Genomic DNA, 18,051 nt, shown 5'->3' with positions numbered 1-18,051 from the left:
AACATCAGCCAGAACCTGTTCCCGGCTGTGTGCATCGCAGACTACGGAGCAATAAACAGGCATTCAATAAGGTGATTTTTTGCGGATGTAACTGATCAAAACTGCTGGTGACTGCGCTCATGTAACGACGGGTGCGGTCTATAGGCCGCGTCTAAAGACCGCGTATGACGTTTCAATTTAGCTGTCAGAAAAGGCAATAGAGGCGCGCTTCTTACCTGTTGAAACACAGTTGCCCGTTCAACCATGGCTGACGGGCGTTAATCCCGTTACATAAACACGACAAGAAAGTTAACGGCCTAAAGGCCCATCACCATCTCATGCCACGCCATCCCACCATGCTCCGACGGCGAAGGCTGCACATAGCCGTAACCCATGCGCGTGTACAACGGCACATGCTGCTCCTTGCACATCAAATGAATCGTCTGCTTGCCCATCGCGCGCATGCGCTGCACAAACTCAGTCATCAGCAATGTGGAATACCCTTGGCCCTGCTGCGCCGGATCAACCACCACCGACATAATCACCACATTCGGCGCCTCGGCCGCGTGCCCCACCAACTCCTTGAACGCCTCATCCGACATCACCACCTGATGGGCGCAGCCACCATTGATAAACCCCACCACCGCGCCATCCGCCTCCAAAATCAAAAAGCCCTCGGGGTACTGCGCAATGCGCGTGGCGATCTTCTCCAGCGTCGCGGCTTCATCGCCTTCGTAGGCGCTGGTTTCGATTTCAAAGCAACGCGCGGCGTCGGCGGGCAGGGCGTTGCGGAAGGTGAGGGCGAGCATCGGCGTTTCCTGGGGCATTGAGCGAAAGGCTACATCATAAAGAAACATCCAGTGCCTGACACCGATTGTGGTGATGGCAAGCAAGCTCACTGTGGCGAGCGGGCTTGCCCCGCGTTGGGCTGCGAAGCAGCCCCAATCAGGATGTACTCGGTGTGTCAGGCATATTTAAATGACGGATTCGGGGCCGCTGTGCAGCCCAACGCGGGGCAAGCCCGCTCGCCACAGTAGCCGGGCTCCCCAACGGCCATTCCCGCCAATAGAAGAGGTGACGGTGAATCAGGCATCGCGCCTATCACCGTTTACCCCTTACACCCCAAAAATGGCTTCAATTTCGATATTAAGTTCCGGCGAAAACAGCTTGGAAACCTCCACCAGCGAGCTGGCTGGAAAATGCCCGTCATAGTGCTGCGCCAGCACCTTGCGCAGTTCACCCACCTGGCTAAAATCGGTGATGAATAGAGTCACTTTCAACAGGGAAGACATGTCGGTACCTTCCTCGGCGGCAACTGTTTTAATCTGCTCCAAAATGGCATTGGCCTGTTTCTCAAGGCTCTGGCCTTGAGCCTCGGTACCAAATGCAGTGAAGCCTGACAGATACAGCGTATTGTCATGTTTCACTGCGTGCGAGTAAGGCCCCACGGCAGGCGGAAGTGCTGCGTAAGTTTTACGTTGGATAGAAGTGCTTGGCATCTTAGTGTGTCCAAAGTGTTAGTGGATGGGTGATCTTGGAATGCCTGGCGTCATGTACTCGGTCAGGGCATATGCGAGTTGTAGATACTCTCAAAAGCCGTTAATACACAATAGTCACGTTTCTATACAGTTACTGCCTGATTCTCTATGTACCTAATATTGCTAATATTCTGCACTTGCTGCATGTGCCATAATTTCTTTTTGCAGCGTGTAAATAGCGGGCATACCCAATAGTCCTATACAGGAGGGTCGAGTGGGTGAAGAACTATCGTTTTTCAGCTGAAGAGGGGCGCGCCACGCTCAGGGAAGTACTGCTTGGGCTGCTGCCTGAAGCGGGCCGGTTCCCGACGCCCATAGAGGGTTTTGCGCTGCACCGCTACGAGCATCCCGACACCGCAAAGCCACATTTCTACAACCCGATACTGATCGTCGCCGTGCAGGGCAAGAAGTGGGTGCGTATCGGTATCAAAGACATTTCATTCGGCGAGCACACGTGTTTTATCGCCGGTGTGAACATGCCCGTCACCAGCTGCCTCGTCGAAGCGACCCCGCAAATGCCCTACCTGTCGATGTCCCTGGACCTCGACAGACACCTGATGGCCGCCCTGGCCGCTAAAACGCCACAGCCCAATGAATACAGCGCCGATACTGCCATGGGCGCAGCGGTACAAGCACTCAGCCCCGAACTGCTGGATGCATTTTTACGCATGCTGGAGTTACTCGAACAACCCGAGCAGGCCGAGGCATTGGGCGCGCTGATCTATCAAGAAATTCACTACCGCCTACTCACCACACCCTTCGGGCATCAACTTCGCCTTCTGAATACAGTCGGTTCTCAAACTAACAAGATTGATCAGGCAATCACGTGGCTGCGGGAAAACTACCGAGAAGTATTGCAGGTAGATCAATTGGCCGAAACACTCAATATGGCGCCTTCCACACTCTACAAATACTTCAAGGAAGTCACCTCGCTCAGCCCCCTGCAATATCAGAAACGCCTGCGCTTAGATGAAGCGCAGCGCCTGATGCTGGTTGAACATTACGATGTTATCCAGGCAGCCTTGGCGGTCGGCTATGAAAGTGCCAATCAATTTGGTCGAGAATACAAACGCCTGTTTGGCGAGCCGCCTAGAAAGAACGTTGTGAACATCAAGACCGGCAGGCAGTAACCGCCCCAAAAGCCAGAAAACCCGCCAAAGCGGGTTTCCTCACAGCTCACATCACATCAACTCACAGCAGGCAAATCAAACCCGCGCCGCTCCATCACCGTAAACACATCCGACACATCCTGGATCATGATCCGCGCGGTATTGGCGACGGTATTCACATCATGCTCGGCATAGTCGGACACATTGGAACAAGCCATCAGGTGCAGATAGGCGAGGGCAGCATTAAGACGCTCGCTGGCGCAGGCGTGGAGCTCGCTGAGCGGGGCGTCGCTGTCGATGATCAGGACAGGGTATTCGGTTGCGGTTTGGGACATGGGGGTGAAGCGGCGGGGCGGGTGTTGAGTAGTCATAAGGTTCGATTCTATTTTGGGTAAAAAGAACTGCCACCTTGCTGCTGCGAAACAGCCTGGGTGGCAACTGTGCGCGGGTTCGCAGACCAGGAAGAATCACCCCCGGCAGACCCGAAGGTCTCCCACGCACAGCCGCCATAAACAAGACGCAGGCGGCCTCCGCCTGAGGGTCTGATGACTGTGCAGGTAGATTCTATTTTGGTAGGGCTGCGAAACCCGGTCGCTGACCGAGGTCGGCGACGGGGCGAACTATAAGGTGTGGTTCGCCAGGGTGCAACTGAGAGGATGTATCAACCTCAGTCATTAACTTTTTCACCCCTAGGTCCGGGAGATTTGGCTAGTTTCACAGGGCAACGCAGCCATATGCGTTCGACCTGCTCAGTCGTTTGCAGCGGGAACCTCTGTAGGTCTGCGTGCATAGCTGGCAGAAATCTCCTGATTGGCTACTAGCGTTACCTGGTGCAAATAGCTTAGATCCGTCGAAGGTGAACAGCGGCAAACGGCCAGAAGTGGCCAGTGATAGAAAATAAATCTGTCCCCTTTTCGTGAATTGACGTAAATGCGAGGCCTACGCGTGAAACGCGTGAGCCTCTATAGCCCGCCTGTCAAACGGGGTTAACCCTTATTTTCCACTTAGAGGTCCTAGCGACCCCATCGGAGGAATACCCATAATAGGGATTCCAGGGCTTGGTTTTACGTTCGAAAGCCCCTCTACAAACCCTCCAACTTTATGCCCCGCATACCCGCCAATAACAGCTCCACCATTGCCGGCCAGTTTATTACCGACGGCACCACCAACTAGAGCTCCGATGACCTCTCCATCTCCCCCTCCACTTACAAGTATAATTTCATCATCCGTAAGTCTTCGCATAATTACCTCCAATGGATTAAAGCACTATTTTCTTTCTTTAACAGTAAAGTACTTTCTTGCAATTCTAAATATCTGGCTTGTTACAACCACAGTTAAAACCATCAATCCGCTTTGCATATCACTGTTAACGTCCATATTTCTTGCAATGATTGCTACGATGACTCCAAGAATAATCGAAAAAATAAACTCGGAAAAATTTCCCACTCGTCTACCACCTTTATATTACTGGAACCGTAGTAAATTCAGATTTAACTCTACACAAGCACGGAAGGTTATTAGAATGGTGTCGCTTTGCCTATGCTGATTTTCATCTTTTTTTCTGCTCAAATTTAAGCTGTTTGGATAAAATCCTACAACTGTACCTGTGGTCATTGCAGCAGCACAACTCAACGTCGCAGCGCTGCCCAGCGCTAGCTTGGATCCCTACGCATACCATCCCTCCTGCACCTGCGGCAGCCCCCCCCCATCGCCCAATAGCTCATGCAACTTTATCAGGCGTCAATTTGCGCATGTTCATTCATCTATTAGTGGCGCTTGAACAAATTAAGAAACCCTATGATAACATCTCGCAAATATTGAGATACCCTACATATATAGGGGGCGTCAGGGAAGGTCAGTCTCATAAACATCTCTCTAGATTCTATCCATAGTGGCGTACGCACATTGGGGCTTTATGTGTTGGCGCTGATTTTAAACTGACCTAGGCTCTGTACGAAAAGTATTATCGCAAGCACCGCATCGCACAGGCCAATGAGACCATCGCTGGAAAACTTGTTGCGAGCTTGTCAAAACGCGTCACGATGCGGCGGTTCTCCTTCAGCCAGCCAAACATGCGTTCGATGATGTTGCGCTGCCGGTATTTGGGGCGATCAAACAGTCTGGGCAAACCCGGCTTGGGTTTGCGCTTCATGCTGCACAACGGGATTACCGGTTGCATTCAATAACGACCAGTACCGGCGCAGGGCTTCAGCATCGTATCCTTTCTCGGCCAACAGCCATCGGCAGCGTTTGCGAGGACGGCCGCGCAAGCTTGGAATGTAAGCCTCATCCAGTAACGGTTGGGCATAGGCAATATCGCTGGTTTGTCCGCCTGACAGCAGGAAGCGCAGCGGCATGCCATTGGCGTTGCATAGCATGTGGATTTTGGTTGTCAGGCCGCCCCGACTGCATCCGAGCGCGTGATCTTGCAGTTCTTCAGCGCTTTGCAATCTTGGCCTCCTAGCTGTAATGGCAATGAATTTTACAGGAAACGATGTTTCGTGAGTTTTCGTACAGAACCTAGCAGTGCATTGGATAGTCGACCTGTTGCCTATAGCCACCTCATCCGTGAGGTCCGCTATCGGTCGACAGATCTCCTTGACCAAAGACAGCTTTTGGCCGATTGCCGACTGTAACGAAGGTCAGCAAACCGCTATCAGCAACATTACCGTTTTTGCCCTGCGCCCACTGAACGCACCCAACCTCCTCGGCATTGAGCCCATTTTTAGCTTGCTGAAACGTTTCATCAAGTTTATAAAAATGGCACAACTCCAAGAAAGGCTGCCTCCATGACCCCGCTCAAACTCTTTGTTGCCCTCAGCGCTCTGTCCGCTGCCTCCCACGCCATGGCCTGGGATTACGTTCTGCTCGACACCGACAAAGCCGCCCAGAGCTGGCAAATCACCAGCCAGCAACTCGGAATAAAAACCGACAAGCCCTTCAGCGTTACCCTGCGCACTTTGCACGGCGGTCGGCAGGAGGGCGTCAGCATCGTCGACATTGATAACGGCACGATGAAGCTCTCGGTAGTGCCGACTCGCGGCATGAACGTCTTGCAGGCCTCGGTCGGCGATGTGCGCATGGGCTGGGATTCTCCGGTCAAGGAAGTGGTCAATCCGTCCTTCATCGAACTCAATGGCCGCGGTGGTCTGGGCTGGTTGGAAGGTTTTAATGAACTGGTCGCCCGCTGCGGCTACGAATGGGTCGGCCACCCCGGCGTCGACAACGGCGAACTGCTGACCCTGCACGGCCGGGCCGCCAACATTCCTGCGAACAAAGTCACCCTGCATATCGACGAAAAACCACCGTACGCCATCACCCTGCGCGGCGAATTGAAAGAGCAGGCGTTCAAGAAGGTCGACTTCTCGGTCGCGACCGAACTGGTCACCGAACCCGCCAGCGTCGTGTTCGCCCTCAACGACACCCTGACCAACAACGGCGACTATCCGAAGGAATACCAGGCGCTGTATCACAGCAACTTCAGCACCCCGTTCCTGGAGCAGGGCGCTCGTTTCGCCGCGCCGGTGAAACAGGTGTCGCCGTTCAACGACAAGGCCAAGGGCGATCTGCCCGACTGGCAATCCTACCGCGCACCGACCAAGGACTACGACGAAACGGTTTACAACGTGGTGCCGTATGCCGATGCCAAGGGCGATACGTTGACCGTCTTGCATAACAAGGCCGGCAGCCTGGGCGTTGCGGTCGGCTTCAATACCCAGACATTGCCGGTGTTTTCCCTGTGGAAAAACACCGATACCCAAGGCCAGGGCTATGTCACGGGGCTGGAGCCGGGGACAAGTTTTTCCTACAACCGCCGTTATCAGCGGCCACTGAACCTGGTACCGACAATTGGGCCCAAGGAACACAAGCAGTTCCGCATCAGCTACAGCTTGTTAGCGGACAAGGCCGCGGTGGATAAGGCCTTGAAGCAAGTGAGCGAGATTCAGGATGGGCGGGAGACTGAAGTGCGGCAGACGCCGTTGGTTGATCTGAGCAAGGAGTGACACCGGCTGGGACATTGTCGGTCGAAGTGTTCGCGGATGATCCCATCGGCTTGTTCAAGGTCCGCCAGAGCGCACGCGACCTTGGGCAGTTGATGGGCTGCTTGTCATGATTCGGGCACTGCCCGCTCTTGGCCGATTTTGCTCAATTACGCCCCCCATCGACATCACTCAAACTGAACCCTTACGCACTTTCGATTATTGCGTAACCGCAAAACGAAACGCCTGTTCTTGCAGGCCCGCTTCGATCAAAGCAGCCAATTGTTGGGCCGCCGCAGTAGGCTCGCCGCCACCGCTGTGCAGCACATAACCAAGGCTAGGCACGGCGGGTAAGCCAGAAACCACACTCAGATGGCTCGGCAACCCAATGCGAGTACGCAACGTCACGCCCAACCCCGCAGCGACGGCTGCCCAGATACCCGCGACGCTGGGGCTGGTGAGGGCGATGCGCCAGGGTATTTGCGCGGCGTCCAGCGCCTGGGTGGCGGCGCTGCGGAGTACGCAAGGCGCGTCGAACATTATCAAGGGCAGTGGTGAGTCATCAGCGGCGGTCGGTAATGGCGTATCGCGCGGCCCGATCCAGTGCATCGGTGTTTCGCCCAGGCGCGTGGCATAGGGCGACATAGGCCCGGTGTCCCAGGTCAGGGCCAGGTCCAGGGCTGCACTTTCGACCAGGGTCAGCAGTTCGGCATTACGGGCGATCCTGACTTCGAGGCTCACCCTCGGGTAAGTCTGTACGAAGCGTCGCAGGATATCGCTCAGGAAATGTTCCCCGAAGTCCTCTTGAAGCCCCAGGCGCAGGGTTCCGGCGGTCTGGCTTTGATGCACGCTGTGGAAAATACTGTCGTTCAACTCCAGTAACCGGCGGGCGTGGCTCAGCAGTGATTCGCCTGCGGGGGTCAAGACCAGCCCGCGACCGGATTTAGCCAGTACTGGGGTGCCTATCTGCTCCTCAAGTTTCTTCAACTGAGCGCTCACGGCAGACGTCGACCGACCGAGACGATCCGCAGCTTTGGCAAAGCTGTTGAACTCCACACCCGTGACGAAGGTGCGCAATACATCAAGGTCGAAGGTTGGGCGGCGCATTCAATAGTCCACTAAATCTGGATGGTCGACGCTATTAAATCTGATATTCGGAAGGGTTGCGACTTGATAATTTTCATCCTTCAGAGTGGGACATCGGAGGGGGAAACATCATGAATGCATCGACGGTCACTGGGCGAGAAGCCCAGGGCAACTATCCGCAGAAGTTTGCCGAGCTGACCGACAACGTATTGTTCGGCGACATGTGGACGCGTACGCAGCTCAAGCCCCGTGAACGCAGTTTGGTGACGGTGGCTGCGCTGGTGGCGATGTACCGTCTGGAGCAACTGCCGTTTCATTTGCAACGTGCGCTGGATAACGGCGTGTGCGCCGACGAATTGGCCGAAGTCATCACCCACCTGGCGTTTTATTCAGGTTGGCCGACGGCCGCTTCGGCGCTGAATGTGCTGAGCGAAATGCAGGTTGGCCTTTCAGAGCGACAGGAGTAACCGTTGATGCCGTTCGCACGAATTTCACTGCACCGAGGCAAGTCGGCCGAGTATTTACAGGCGTTGTCTCAGGGGTTGCACGACGCGCTGGTCGAGAGCTTCGAAGTGCCGAAGACAGATCGCTTCCAGGTCATTCACCAACATGAGGTCGGCGAGCTGATATTCGATCCCCACTATCTGGGTGGGCCGCGTAGCCATGACTTTGTGCTGATCGCGATTACCGCCGGCCGTGCTCGAAGTGTTACGACTAAACAGCATTTTTACCGTGATCTGGTCGAGAAACTGGGGCGGGCGACGGGGCTCAACGCGGAAGATGTGATGGTGGTGATCACTACTACGGCCAGTGATGAGTGGTCGTTTGGAGGAGGGCGGGGCAACTAGGCTTTGAGTAAACCGGGGTCATACCCCAGTCAAATATGACCCCGCTTTTTTACGCTACAGCGTCGGCAGCCGATCCAACGCACAAGTACGTTCTATTTTCGACTCTATGGCCGTGGGCACGCGCACGCCCGTATCGACATTGAATATGTCGATGTAACAACAGCTCAACGAGCCCGGGACGTCGGCAATCCTCCCTTGATCACATAGCGTACACCTGAACCTAGGCTCGTCCAGATTGCTGGCGTAATGCCAAGGCCGCTACACCACACAAGATCAGTGCGATGCAGGACACATAGAATGCATCGCTGTAGGCCATCAGGTACGCCTCACGACGCACGGTATGGGCCAAGCTTTCAAGGACATGCTGTTGCGCGGGTAACAGTTGGTTGAATAGGAAGTCTTCGCTGTCTGCCATGCTGGCGCGCAGGCGTTCCTGCACGGAAAAGGAAAACAGCGTGATCGACTCTCCCACCCGCTCTGAGTGAAAGCGCTCGCGCATGGCGACGATTTGCGTCAGCCCTGCAGTACCCACGGCCCCGCCAAGGTTGCGCAGCATGGAAAACAATGCGGATGCGGAACCGGCTTCAGCTTTGGCCAGCCCGGAAACCGCCAGAACAGAAAGCGCCACCATGATCAGCGGCTGCCCGATACCCCGTACCACGGTGGATGGAATGATCACGTTGGCGGCGCTATCGACGTCCAGGTGCGCGCCGAGGTAGCAGCCCAGCGCCATGATGAAAAAGCCGCTGGCGACCATCAATTTCGGGCTGAGGCACCTCATCAAGCGCGGCATGAACGGAGCCAGCACCAATTGCACCATGCCGTAGGCTATCAGGCTGATGCCGATTTCCCGGGCGTTGTACCCCTGCAGTTGGGAAAGGTAATTGGGCACCAGGAACACCAGGCCGAAGGTAGCCCCGCCGAAAATGAACATCGCCGCACTGGCCACTCCGAAGTTGTAGCTCTTGAGCAGGCGCAGGTTGATGAATGAACGCCTGCCGTACAACTGCGACAGCACGAAGTACACCAGGGCGACGCCGGCGATCAGCGACACCCACACAATGAAATCGGAGCCGAACCAGTCCTTGCGACCACCTTCCTCCAGCACGATCTGCAAGCCCCCCAGGCCGACGATCATGGCCAGGATGCCGCCCCAGTCACCGCTTTTTAGCAGGCTCAACTGCATGGGCTTGGCATCGATGGACCATGCCACCGCCAGCAACAAGAGAATGCCCGGCGCCAGTTGCAGGTAAAAAATCCAGCGCCACGAATAAGCATCGGTCAACCAGCCACCAATGGATGGCCCGGCGGCCTGGGCAACGCTGTTGGACAAGGCGAACAAGGCCATGCCCATCGCGATCTTGCTGGGCGGGAGCTCGGTGATGATCAGCTGGAATGACAAAGGGATCAGCACCGCGCCGGCAGCACCCTGGATCACCCGAATGATGATCATCACTTCCAGGTTGGGCGCCCAGGAGCAAGCAATGGACGCCACCAAGAACACAAACGAGCCCGCCAACATCACCCGCCGCAGCGAGAACACCTGGACCAGCCAGGCCGTCAGAGGAATCATCACGATTTCCGCGACCAGGTAAGCCGTGGAGATCCACGAGCCCTCCTCGAAGGTTGCCCCCAGGGAACCCTCGATTTCAGGCAGCGCGGCGCTGGTCACATGCACGTTCATACCGGCCATGAAACAGCCGAAAAGCCCGCCGATCACCGCCACCCAGGCGCGAAAGGAGACGGTTTTTTCAACGGACTCAGTCATGCGTCGCGCCCTTTGTGCCAGGCCGGGTGTCAACGGTGGTGATCACCGACATGCCAGGCAGAATAGGCCCGCCCTCGTCATGTTCATCAATGACGATCTTCACCGGGAAGCGCTGCACGATCTTGGTGAAGTTGCCGGTGGCATTATCCGACGGCAACAGCGCGAACACGGCCCCGGAACCTGGCGAAAAGCTCACCACATGGCCCTTGAGCTTGCGTCCCGAATAGCTGTCCACGCTGATATCCACCGGTTGACCGGCGCGCATGTCGCGCAACTGGGTTTCCTTGTAGTTGGCCACCACATAGGCCTGCTGCAGGGGCACCACCGCCAGCAACGGCAAGCCCGGCGCGACGTATTGGCGAATACGCACTTTGCGCTGCCCCACGACCCCGTCGATGGGCGAGCGGATCAAGGTGTCTTCCAGCGCATGAGACGCCAGGCTCAACTGCGCCTCGGCCTGGCTGCGCCGGGCAATCTGTTGTTGCAGCGAGGCTTCGGCCAGTTGGCGCCGGCTAATGGCGACGGTCAACCTGGTTTGCTGTTGACGCTGCATGGCCTTGGCGATTTCCACCGCGGCGTTGGCCTGGGTGTAACTGGCAGCCGCCGTTTCCAGACGCTGGGCACTGGCCGCGTGTTCGCGCACCAGGCCCTGGTAGCGGCGCTGGTCAAGGCTCGCGCGGCGCAACTCGGCCGCCACGCTGCGGGTGTGGGCCTCAGCCTGGTTTACCCCGGCCTTTTGCTGAGCGATCAGGCTGTCGGTCACGTGCAGGTTGGCCTGTTGGGCCGCGACCGAGGCCTGGGCTTGCGCCAATTGCGCACGCGCCTGCGCCAACCGCGCCTGGTAATCGCGGTCCTCGATGCGCACCAGCACATCCCCGGCCTTGACGGGCTGGTCATCCTCCACCAGCACCTGGGCCACATACCCGGAGACCTTCGGGCTGATGGGAACCCAGTCGGTACGCACATAGGCATCATCGGTCTGTTCCAGGTAACGTCCAAGCGTCATCCAGTACACCCCGAACCCTACCGCCGCGATCGACAGCACAACGCATCCCAGCAGGATAAGGCTACGTTTGCGGCGTTGCTTGCGCGCATGCATGAGCTGCTCGTCCTGGACAGCGGTTTTTTCATCGACAGCGATATTCATGGCTGGGTACCGGAAAAATTGACGGAAGTGCGGCTGAGGGCAGCGGTCGCAGAGGCAGAAGACTGCCAACCGCCGCCAAGCGCGCGAAACAGGCCGATCTGGCGCTGCAACAGCTGGCCATCGGCATCGGCGAGCGTGGCCTGCAGGCGGATCAGCTCACGCTCGCTGTCCAGCACGTCGAGAAAGTCGATAGACCCGGCGTCGTAATTGAACTGGGCCAATGTGTAGGCTTGGCGACTGCTGGCAAGGGCCTGTTTCAACGCGGCGTGGCGCCGGCGCTCGCCGTCGTATAGGGCAAGCGCCTGGCGTACCTCCTTGAGGGCCTTGAGAACACTGGCCTCGAATTGCGCCACTTGCATGCGCTCCAACGCCCTGGCCTGGTTGACCCGCGCGCGATTGACACGCCAGTTTGGGAATTGCCAGGTAATCAGCGGCCCGACGCCAAACACCAGCGCGCTACTGTGTCCCAACTCATGGGGTGTGTTGGCGGATGAGGACACTGAAGCGCCAAAGGTCACCTTCGGATACAGGTCGGACTGGACGATATCCACTTGCAGCGTGGCCGCTTGCAGCGCGCGCTCGGCCTGACGTATATCGGGGCGGCGCGCCAGTAATTGCCAGCCATCACCCACCGGCAGCTCGGCATTGAGTTGCGGCACGACCTCACAGGTCGCCGCGCCAATGCCTTGTTCCAGGTCCGCCACGCCGGTCAGCATCGCCAGCTCGTACAGGGCAGCTTGCCGGTGTGCTTCCAACATCGGCAGCAGCGCCAGGGTTTCACCCTGTAGCGCCTGCATCCGGGTGTATTCGAGATCTGTCACCACACCGGCCTGACGTTGCCGGTCGATCAACGCCAAGCTGTGCCCGACCACATCCATCGAATGGCGCTGAATCCTGGTGCGCGCCCCCATGGCGCAGGCATTGACATAAGCGCGAGTGGTTTGCGCCACCACCGTGATGCGCAACAAGTCTTCGGCGTCCTGCGCCGCAGCCGCCTGGACCCGAGCCCGCTCGATACTGCGCTGAACCTGGCCCCAGATATCCACCTGATAAGCCAGTTCGAAGCCTGGGTTGAACGCCCACTGTGACGGAGCATGGCTGTCCGTGGCTTTGGCCAGGGTCTGGTCATCGGCTGTCTTGCCGTACTCGGCGCCCAGTGAGGCCTGGGTCGACGGCCAGCGCCCGGCATCGGCCTGCATGATCCCGGCCAACATCGCCTGCACATGGGACTGAGCTGCAGCCAGGTCGCGGTTATGCATCAATGCCTGCTGCACCAGCGCGTCAAGTTTCGGGTCGTTATACAGCTGCCACCAATGGTCGGGTAACGCTTGGGCCGAAACACCCTGCGGCAGGCGGCTCAGGGCATTAAAGCGCTCCGGCTGCGGCTGCACGGGTATATGGGCGACCCAAGAGGAACAACCCGCCAACAATACGACCGCCACACCCAGGAGTGAAAGACGACCATGCCATGCACAGAAAAAAGGCGGACCCATCGAAATAACCCAAAATGCCAAGTAGAGGCACAGGTTAAGAGAGCACCGGGCCGCGCATCTCCCGAGTTCCAGACAACCATCGTTTCGATTTGGACAATGTGCCTGTAGACCGCCTTATCGCAGGCACTCACGGGCCAGGCACGCGCAAAGACTTGGCCCTGCCTGGAGGCGGGGCCATGGACGATTGGGGTTGCGCGCTCGCCGGGGTGTCAGACCAGGCGGCAGGTGCTCGGGGTGTAGCCCATGGTGCGCTTGAACATTGCAGTAAACGCGCTCGGGCTCTGGTAACCGTGCTCCAATGCCACCTCCAGGATCGATACGCCGCAGGCCAGCCGTTGCATGCTGAGTAGCAGCCGAGTGCGCTTGCGCCACTCCCCGTAACTCATGCCCAACTCTTTCTGGAACAGCCGCGCCAGGGTGCGCGAACTCATATTGAGCTGCACCGCCCAACTCTCCAGTGTCGACTCCTGTGAAGGGTTGTCGATAAACTCGGCACACAGCGACTTGAGCCTTGGCTCATCAGGGATCGGCACATGTGCCAGCACCCTCTGCGCAATGTCGAGCTCCGAGAAAATCAGCTCGACAATCTGCACATGGCGCAACAGAGCGGGTTCCGTGTCATGTTCATCGGCCGCGGCGATGATCAACTCCCGCAGCAACGGCGAAACCTTGAGAACGTGGCATTCCTCCGTCAACGCCCGGTGTGCGCCCGGCGAGATCAACAGGGTGCGCATGCGCACCTCGCCGGTCATGCGGATCTGGTGCTCCGCCCTCGCAGGGACCCAGAGCGCATGCCCGGAAGGCACCACCCAAGTGGTCCCGACCACAGATACCAGCATCACACCGTTAATGGCATAAACCAGTTGACCTTCTTCATGCCGATGCGAAGCCACTATGTCGCCATGACCATAGTCACCAGCGAGCGCCGCCAATGCGGTGTGCGCGATCATCTCAGGAAGGTACCGCGGTCAGGCAAGTCCACGGTATTTAAATGTCGATATTTGCTGGACGGGTCCTTGAGCATCATGACGGTTTTTCCTTTTTTCGACAGTTACGACAATTGCGACAGTTTCGACAGTGCGCAGCCGAAGCTGCCGTTAACGCTTGCTCGCAGGATAAAACACTAAACGAAACAGACAAAAGCCAATTGCAAATCATCTCAAAAAAATCATGCTTTTCAGCATAAAAAACTAATAAATATGATTTTATTGGCTATTTAACTGTCTTGTATAACATTAACTGCAATCAAGGGCGCCAGCAAAGCCCTCGCAAAAAAGGCGCTTTACGACCGAGCTTAGCGTCGGCTCAGCACAGCCTCTCGCGCACAGCCCGCAACACCGCTTCGATGTGCCAGGTCTCGACGCCGATGGCGACTGCTTCGCCGGCATCAAACACCAGCTCGATTTGGGTGGCTATGCCTTGTTCGAAAAGCAGTCGCTGCGCGTCTTCAAGAAGCCTGCGTTTACCGGTGAGCCAATGTCGTTTGCCCGTCAGCAACGCAAGGGTTTGCGGGTAGGTACACTGCAGTTTTCGACGCAAATTGACCAGCGCCGCTTTGTCGCTTCGATCATTTGCCGGGGTCAGTACATACGTGTTGCCCGATGCTGCTTCCAGGTCGTATTTGTCTTGCAGGTATTCATCGACGCTCCAGCTGACGACCGTCTCATGCTCGCCCGTCATGACGTTGATCAAGTGCGCGTTAACCCCTACGTAGCAGAACTGCGTCATGCCGTGGATGACGTAATCCTCACTGTTACTGCGAATAACCCAGTAATCACCGTTGGCGGAAAGCTCACATGACTGGATAACAAAACGCTCAGGTTTGCCATCTCTCATGACGCCGTCAAACAGGCCAAGCACTATTTCACAGGCCTGCTCTGCGGTTATCAAGGCGCTGATCGCTGTCACGCTTTGCCCAATCCAAGCAATGAACGCAGCCAGCCTGCCGACTTCCGTTCATAGAAGGGGGCGGTTTGTTTGAGGAAGTAATCGCTAAGGCCTGGTTCCCCTTCGTGAACGCAATAGAGGTCAACGGGTTCGCCATCCGGAGCGCTATCCCCGGCAACGTTACCGGCTTCGCGCATGACCCGTTCAATATCACCATCCGCTTCAATACCAATGATTAGATGAGGCTTTTGATCGGACGACGCGTCATGCATCAACGCCAGAAATGCACGCTTTACGTTGCGATGTTTGGCGAGTAATTGCGTGAGCGAGTTAACCATCTTCGACGGATAGTGCGACGGCTGCCCGAGCAGCACATTGGTGTCTTTTTCTACTGTGCGCTGCACCGGCTGTTGGCCTATCCCGTCAGAGAGCAGATGGCGCACTTCCTCCGGGAAAAACTCTTTCCCGTAAGGAGACTTTGGGTTGAGGAAAAGAGCGGTGCCCAAGGTGATTTCAAACAGCGATCTGGCCGGGATCGCTATGTAGGATTCTTGGCTATCTATGGATTTTTGGAGGGTTTGCAACGAAGAAAAAAACGGGATGACAGCGCTGCCGTCAGGTTTTTGCCAATTCGCGATGCTGATGTTGCTACCAGACTCTATGTTCACTTGACCTTCGCCAGTGCCGGCAGTGCCGAGGACGTAGACAGTGGAGTTCAACAACGTCTTGAAAAAGTCTGGACGATGGGCCGGTTCATCCGCCGCCAGTTTGAGTGATTTTTCGAGGTCGTTTTCTTGCTGGGTATCCATGATGTCCATTGGCAGTTCCATCAAAACAGACAAAAAGTGAGCGGCAAAGAGCGCGCAGTTTTTTACGTCACTGTGAAAACAGGAAGCACAGGAGACTAACAAGTTTGAAGCATACGTAGAGAAACCCGGGGCGGTTTTTCAAGGAGAATTCCTCCGTATCAGCGCTGGATGAAGAAAAACGCAGTTGGCCTCGAACGGCTGCTTCTGGCCGATCACTGACTTTCTGATTGGAAAGGCCGAGCTGGAAGGGCTGATAGGCAGCTAGTACGCTTGAGTCCCTCTAATGATAGGAACCTGACATGGGACATGATTCCTCGTTGCAGATCGAACGCGCCGCTTATGAGGAGTTTGTCCGGCTTTGGAGTCAAGGAAGCTTCGAGCATCAGCGACTGGGCCAAGCGTTTTACAACCACTTCAATCTACACAAACTCACCGATCAGGCCGGATTACACAGTCTATATGAGGCCGACGGTGATAAAGCCTCACGCTTGATCTTGAGGCTTTTCTACCTTCACTGAGTGGCAGCTATCGCCCAAAGCGGACCGTCGAGACAATGAAGTCTTGGCTTGCTGCCCGTTGACGGAGTAGGAGGTTGACGTAAAATCGCCGCCCCCAAAAAATAGCGCGTATGGCGAGAAGGAGCTTAGATGCAGCGGGTGATGATTATTGGTCAACCTGGGTCGGGCAAAAGCACTTTGGCGCGTGAGCTTGGTCTGCGCACGGGCTTACCTGTCGTTCATATCGACACTATCCACTGGCAGCCAGGGTGGGTTGAACGAAGCCGGGACGAGAAAACGCGCCTTTGTTCCGAGGTCGAGGCTCGTGATCGCTGGATATTCGAAGGCGGCCATTCCGTTACTTGGAAGAATCGGGTAGCGCGCGCAGATCTTTTGATCTGGATTGATCGTTCGGCGACGCTTCGATTTTGGCGTGTGCTGCTAAGAACGCTGCTCCAGCGCGGCAGCTCTCGGCCCGATTTGCCGGACAACTGCCCCGAACTGCTGGCGAATCTGCCAGAGTTTTTGAGATTTATGTGGCGGACGAAAAAAACAGCGCGAGTGAATATGCAGCAGCTGGTGGCGACAGCGCCATCAACATGCCGCGTCGTTCGCCTGCGCTCTAATCGAGATACCAGCGTGTTTCTTTCGAGCATTGCCTATTTGAACGGTCAGATTCCACGAGATTGATCGACGGCTGACGGCTGCGGTATGGAAACTATCGATTGCGAGCGGCTGCTTCTGACCAGGAGCCGTCCATCGCCAACGACTGCTTTTGGGCCAGCGACCGCCCAGCCCTTGCTCAAGAACCCGGGCCACGTTCTCGAAAAGCTTCCAGTCGGCTTTTTCTGATACTTCAATTGTCGCCATGCTTCACCTCACCACCAGCAGTTCCTGATTCTGGTGGCTACTGCGTATGGCCGCAACGTGTCGATAGTCGTCGTCAGGATTCGGCGGCCTTTGGCCGATAGGTGCGTGTCGTGGGGGGCTGGTTAGCGTCGGAAGTTATCCTTTGCCACGTGGCTTTTGATCACCGCCCGACTGAGTTTTTGACGGTGAGCGTCGCAATCGTTATTCCTTTTCCCGCTCTGCAATATCTCTCAGCGGATAGATCACTTCATGGGTATCCAGATTTCGAATCTCGGATTCGATAGTAATGGTCGAGACCTGACGCCCCGGAGGCCCATTGATGTCGTCGCGAGTGGTGAAGTCCACGACATATCGCTGGCCTGCACGGAACTCCACATCGCGAGCAGCGAAGCCGCACTTCGCGCCACCGGTACCCAAGGCATTCATAGATACCCAACACCAGCTCAACGAGTGTTTGCCCGGGGGCAAGCGCAGTGCCTGCTTGCCGGAAACGTCGAGGATCGAGCGCCGCCCGGCCCCCTCTAGCAGTTGGTCGTCCACATGCGTGGCCAGCAACAGGCGATGGAATTTTACTCCCAGTCCGCGAAAGCGGGTGGTGGCGAAATACACCACCGGCGCATTGGCCGCGTTATTGGACAGGTCATATGGCGTCATTAAGTCCGGCACCCAATCGCCTTGGTAATCCTTGTAGTGGTAGTTGGAACAAGCGGTTGTGAGACCGGCAATCAGCAGAACAGCCGGGAGTTTGAGATACGACAGAAATGACGACGAGCGCATTATTCTTCCTTGTTTAACGAGCCGGTTAGGATACCGCATTGCGAATGCCAGCCAATACTTGAGCGAATCAGGAAACTCATTGCCTATCAGCTTCGAGCCAGCGGAGGTAAAGGGCAGGCTGCTTTTGGCTGCCAGCAGTCATTCGAGCGTCCAGTACGTAGGCATGCACTTAGAGTGAAGTAGTCCGTTTCTGAAACGTTAAAAACACCCCTATACACGTCTTACCTCCGCTGTGGCGCCTTCTTATAGTCCTGCGCCTCAGT

General features: G+C 56.5%; 18 protein-coding genes and 1 pseudogene. 7 read left to right on the top strand and 12 right to left on the bottom strand.

All coding sequences use genetic code 11. The features are described from left to right. Positions 1-296: 296 nt before the first annotated feature. Together K0H48_RS16330 and K0H48_RS16325 are read right to left on the bottom strand one after the other, a co-directional pair. A complete protein-coding gene (locus tag K0H48_RS16330; RefSeq protein WP_219268258.1) occupies positions 297-788 on the bottom strand; it encodes a GNAT family N-acetyltransferase in 492 nt (163 codons plus the stop codon). A gap of 306 nt (positions 789-1,094) precedes the next feature. Further along, positions 1,095-1,478, bottom strand: coding sequence for a RidA family protein (locus tag K0H48_RS16325; RefSeq protein ID WP_219268257.1), 384 nt, complete (start codon positions 1,476-1,478; stop codon positions 1,095-1,097). Between the two features lie 257 nt (positions 1,479-1,735). Here K0H48_RS16325 and K0H48_RS16320 point away from each other — a divergent pair, with 257 nt between their 5' ends. Continuing rightward, on the top strand, positions 1,736-2,647 hold the full coding sequence (locus K0H48_RS16320; protein WP_219268256.1) for an AraC family transcriptional regulator: 912 nt from the start codon (positions 1,736-1,738) through the stop codon (positions 2,645-2,647). Positions 2,648-2,703: 56 nt separating this feature from the next. Here the strand turns inward: K0H48_RS16320 and K0H48_RS16315 are convergent, their stop codons facing one another. Then, positions 2,704-2,997 carry a fructose-bisphosphate aldolase gene (locus K0H48_RS16315; RefSeq protein WP_219268255.1) on the bottom strand — a complete coding sequence of 98 codons (294 nt, stop codon included), beginning with the start codon at positions 2,995-2,997 and terminating at the stop codon, positions 2,704-2,706. Between the two features lie 1,592 nt (positions 2,998-4,589). Beyond that, positions 4,590-5,064: pseudogene (locus tag K0H48_RS16310) on the bottom strand (IS5 family transposase); the annotation flags it as partial. Between the two features lie 160 nt (positions 5,065-5,224). Between K0H48_RS16310 and K0H48_RS16305 the strand changes: the two are divergent. Both K0H48_RS16305 and K0H48_RS16300 read left to right on the top strand, forming a co-directional pair. Beyond that, positions 5,225-5,419: a hypothetical protein gene (locus K0H48_RS16305; protein WP_219268254.1), complete on the top strand. Its 195-nt coding sequence runs from the start codon at positions 5,225-5,227 to the stop codon at positions 5,417-5,419. After that, positions 5,416-6,630 carry an aldose 1-epimerase family protein gene (locus tag K0H48_RS16300; RefSeq protein WP_219268253.1) on the top strand — a complete coding sequence of 405 codons (1,215 nt, stop codon included), beginning with the start codon at positions 5,416-5,418 and terminating at the stop codon, positions 6,628-6,630. Before K0H48_RS16305 ends, K0H48_RS16300 begins: the two co-directional genes overlap by 4 nt. A 195-nt stretch (positions 6,631-6,825) precedes the next feature. Here K0H48_RS16300 and K0H48_RS16295 read toward each other — a convergent pair whose 3' ends face one another. Beyond that, on the bottom strand, positions 6,826-7,713 hold the full coding sequence (locus K0H48_RS16295) for a LysR substrate-binding domain-containing protein (RefSeq protein WP_219268252.1): 888 nt from the start codon (positions 7,711-7,713) through the stop codon (positions 6,826-6,828). 110 nt (positions 7,714-7,823) lie between these two features. Here K0H48_RS16295 and K0H48_RS16290 point away from each other — a divergent pair, with 110 nt between their 5' ends. Both K0H48_RS16290 and K0H48_RS16285 read left to right on the top strand, forming a co-directional pair. Further along, positions 7,824-8,159, top strand: coding sequence for a carboxymuconolactone decarboxylase family protein (locus tag K0H48_RS16290; RefSeq protein ID WP_219268251.1), 336 nt, complete (start codon positions 7,824-7,826; stop codon positions 8,157-8,159). 6 nt (positions 8,160-8,165) lie between these two features. Then, positions 8,166-8,540 (top strand): tautomerase family protein, encoded by a 375-nt coding sequence (locus K0H48_RS16285; RefSeq protein ID WP_099548738.1) that lies wholly within the window; start codon positions 8,166-8,168, stop codon positions 8,538-8,540. Between the two features lie 220 nt (positions 8,541-8,760). Here the strand turns inward: K0H48_RS16285 and K0H48_RS16280 are convergent, their stop codons facing one another. From K0H48_RS16280 to sseB, 6 genes are all read right to left on the bottom strand, one after another. Further along, complete coding sequence (locus K0H48_RS16280; protein ID WP_219268250.1) at positions 8,761-10,308, bottom strand: MDR family MFS transporter; 1,548 nt, start codon at positions 10,306-10,308, stop codon at positions 8,761-8,763. Next, positions 10,301-11,455: an HlyD family secretion protein gene (locus tag K0H48_RS16275; protein ID WP_219268249.1), complete on the bottom strand. Its 1,155-nt coding sequence runs from the start codon at positions 11,453-11,455 to the stop codon at positions 10,301-10,303. Before K0H48_RS16275 ends, K0H48_RS16280 begins: the two co-directional genes overlap by 8 nt. Continuing rightward, positions 11,452-12,948, bottom strand: coding sequence for a TolC family protein (locus K0H48_RS16270; protein ID WP_219268248.1), 1,497 nt, complete (start codon positions 12,946-12,948; stop codon positions 11,452-11,454). Before K0H48_RS16270 ends, K0H48_RS16275 begins: the two co-directional genes overlap by 4 nt. Before the next feature lie 209 nt (positions 12,949-13,157). Further along, positions 13,158-13,898, bottom strand: a complete 741-nt coding sequence (locus K0H48_RS16265; RefSeq protein ID WP_219268247.1) for a helix-turn-helix transcriptional regulator — start codon at positions 13,896-13,898, stop codon at positions 13,158-13,160. A gap of 355 nt (positions 13,899-14,253) precedes the next feature. Beyond that, positions 14,254-14,856, bottom strand: a complete 603-nt coding sequence (locus K0H48_RS16260; protein ID WP_219268246.1) for a hypothetical protein — start codon at positions 14,854-14,856, stop codon at positions 14,254-14,256. Next, positions 14,853-15,653: an enhanced serine sensitivity protein SseB gene (gene sseB / locus K0H48_RS16255; RefSeq protein WP_219268245.1), complete on the bottom strand. Its 801-nt coding sequence runs from the start codon at positions 15,651-15,653 to the stop codon at positions 14,853-14,855. Before sseB ends, K0H48_RS16260 begins: the two co-directional genes overlap by 4 nt. Positions 15,654-15,943: 290 nt before the next feature. Between sseB and K0H48_RS16250 the strand changes: the two genes are divergently transcribed. Both K0H48_RS16250 and K0H48_RS16245 read left to right on the top strand, forming a co-directional pair. Further along, the gene (locus K0H48_RS16250; RefSeq protein WP_219268244.1) at positions 15,944-16,162 is read left to right on the top strand and encodes a hypothetical protein; all 219 of its coding nucleotides are present in this window, start codon (positions 15,944-15,946) and stop codon (positions 16,160-16,162) included. Positions 16,163-16,291: 129 nt separating this feature from the next. After that, entirely contained in the window at positions 16,292-16,831 is a 540-nt protein-coding gene (locus K0H48_RS16245; RefSeq protein WP_219268243.1) for an AAA family ATPase, read from the top strand. Positions 16,832-17,212: 381 nt separating this feature from the next. On the opposite strand, the gene K0H48_RS16240 is transcribed toward K0H48_RS16245, so the two are convergent. After that, complete coding sequence (locus K0H48_RS16240) at positions 17,213-17,788, bottom strand: hypothetical protein (RefSeq protein WP_219268242.1); 576 nt, start codon at positions 17,786-17,788, stop codon at positions 17,213-17,215. Between the last annotated feature and the right edge of the window lie 263 nt (positions 17,789-18,051).

The sequence above is a fragment of the Pseudomonas sp. Xaverov 259 genome, assembly GCF_019352915.1.
Lineage (GTDB): Bacteria > Pseudomonadota > Gammaproteobacteria > Pseudomonadales > Pseudomonadaceae > Aquipseudomonas.
The sequence above is the reverse complement of the archived record's forward strand: the minus strand, read 5'-3'. Positions and strand labels throughout refer to the sequence as shown.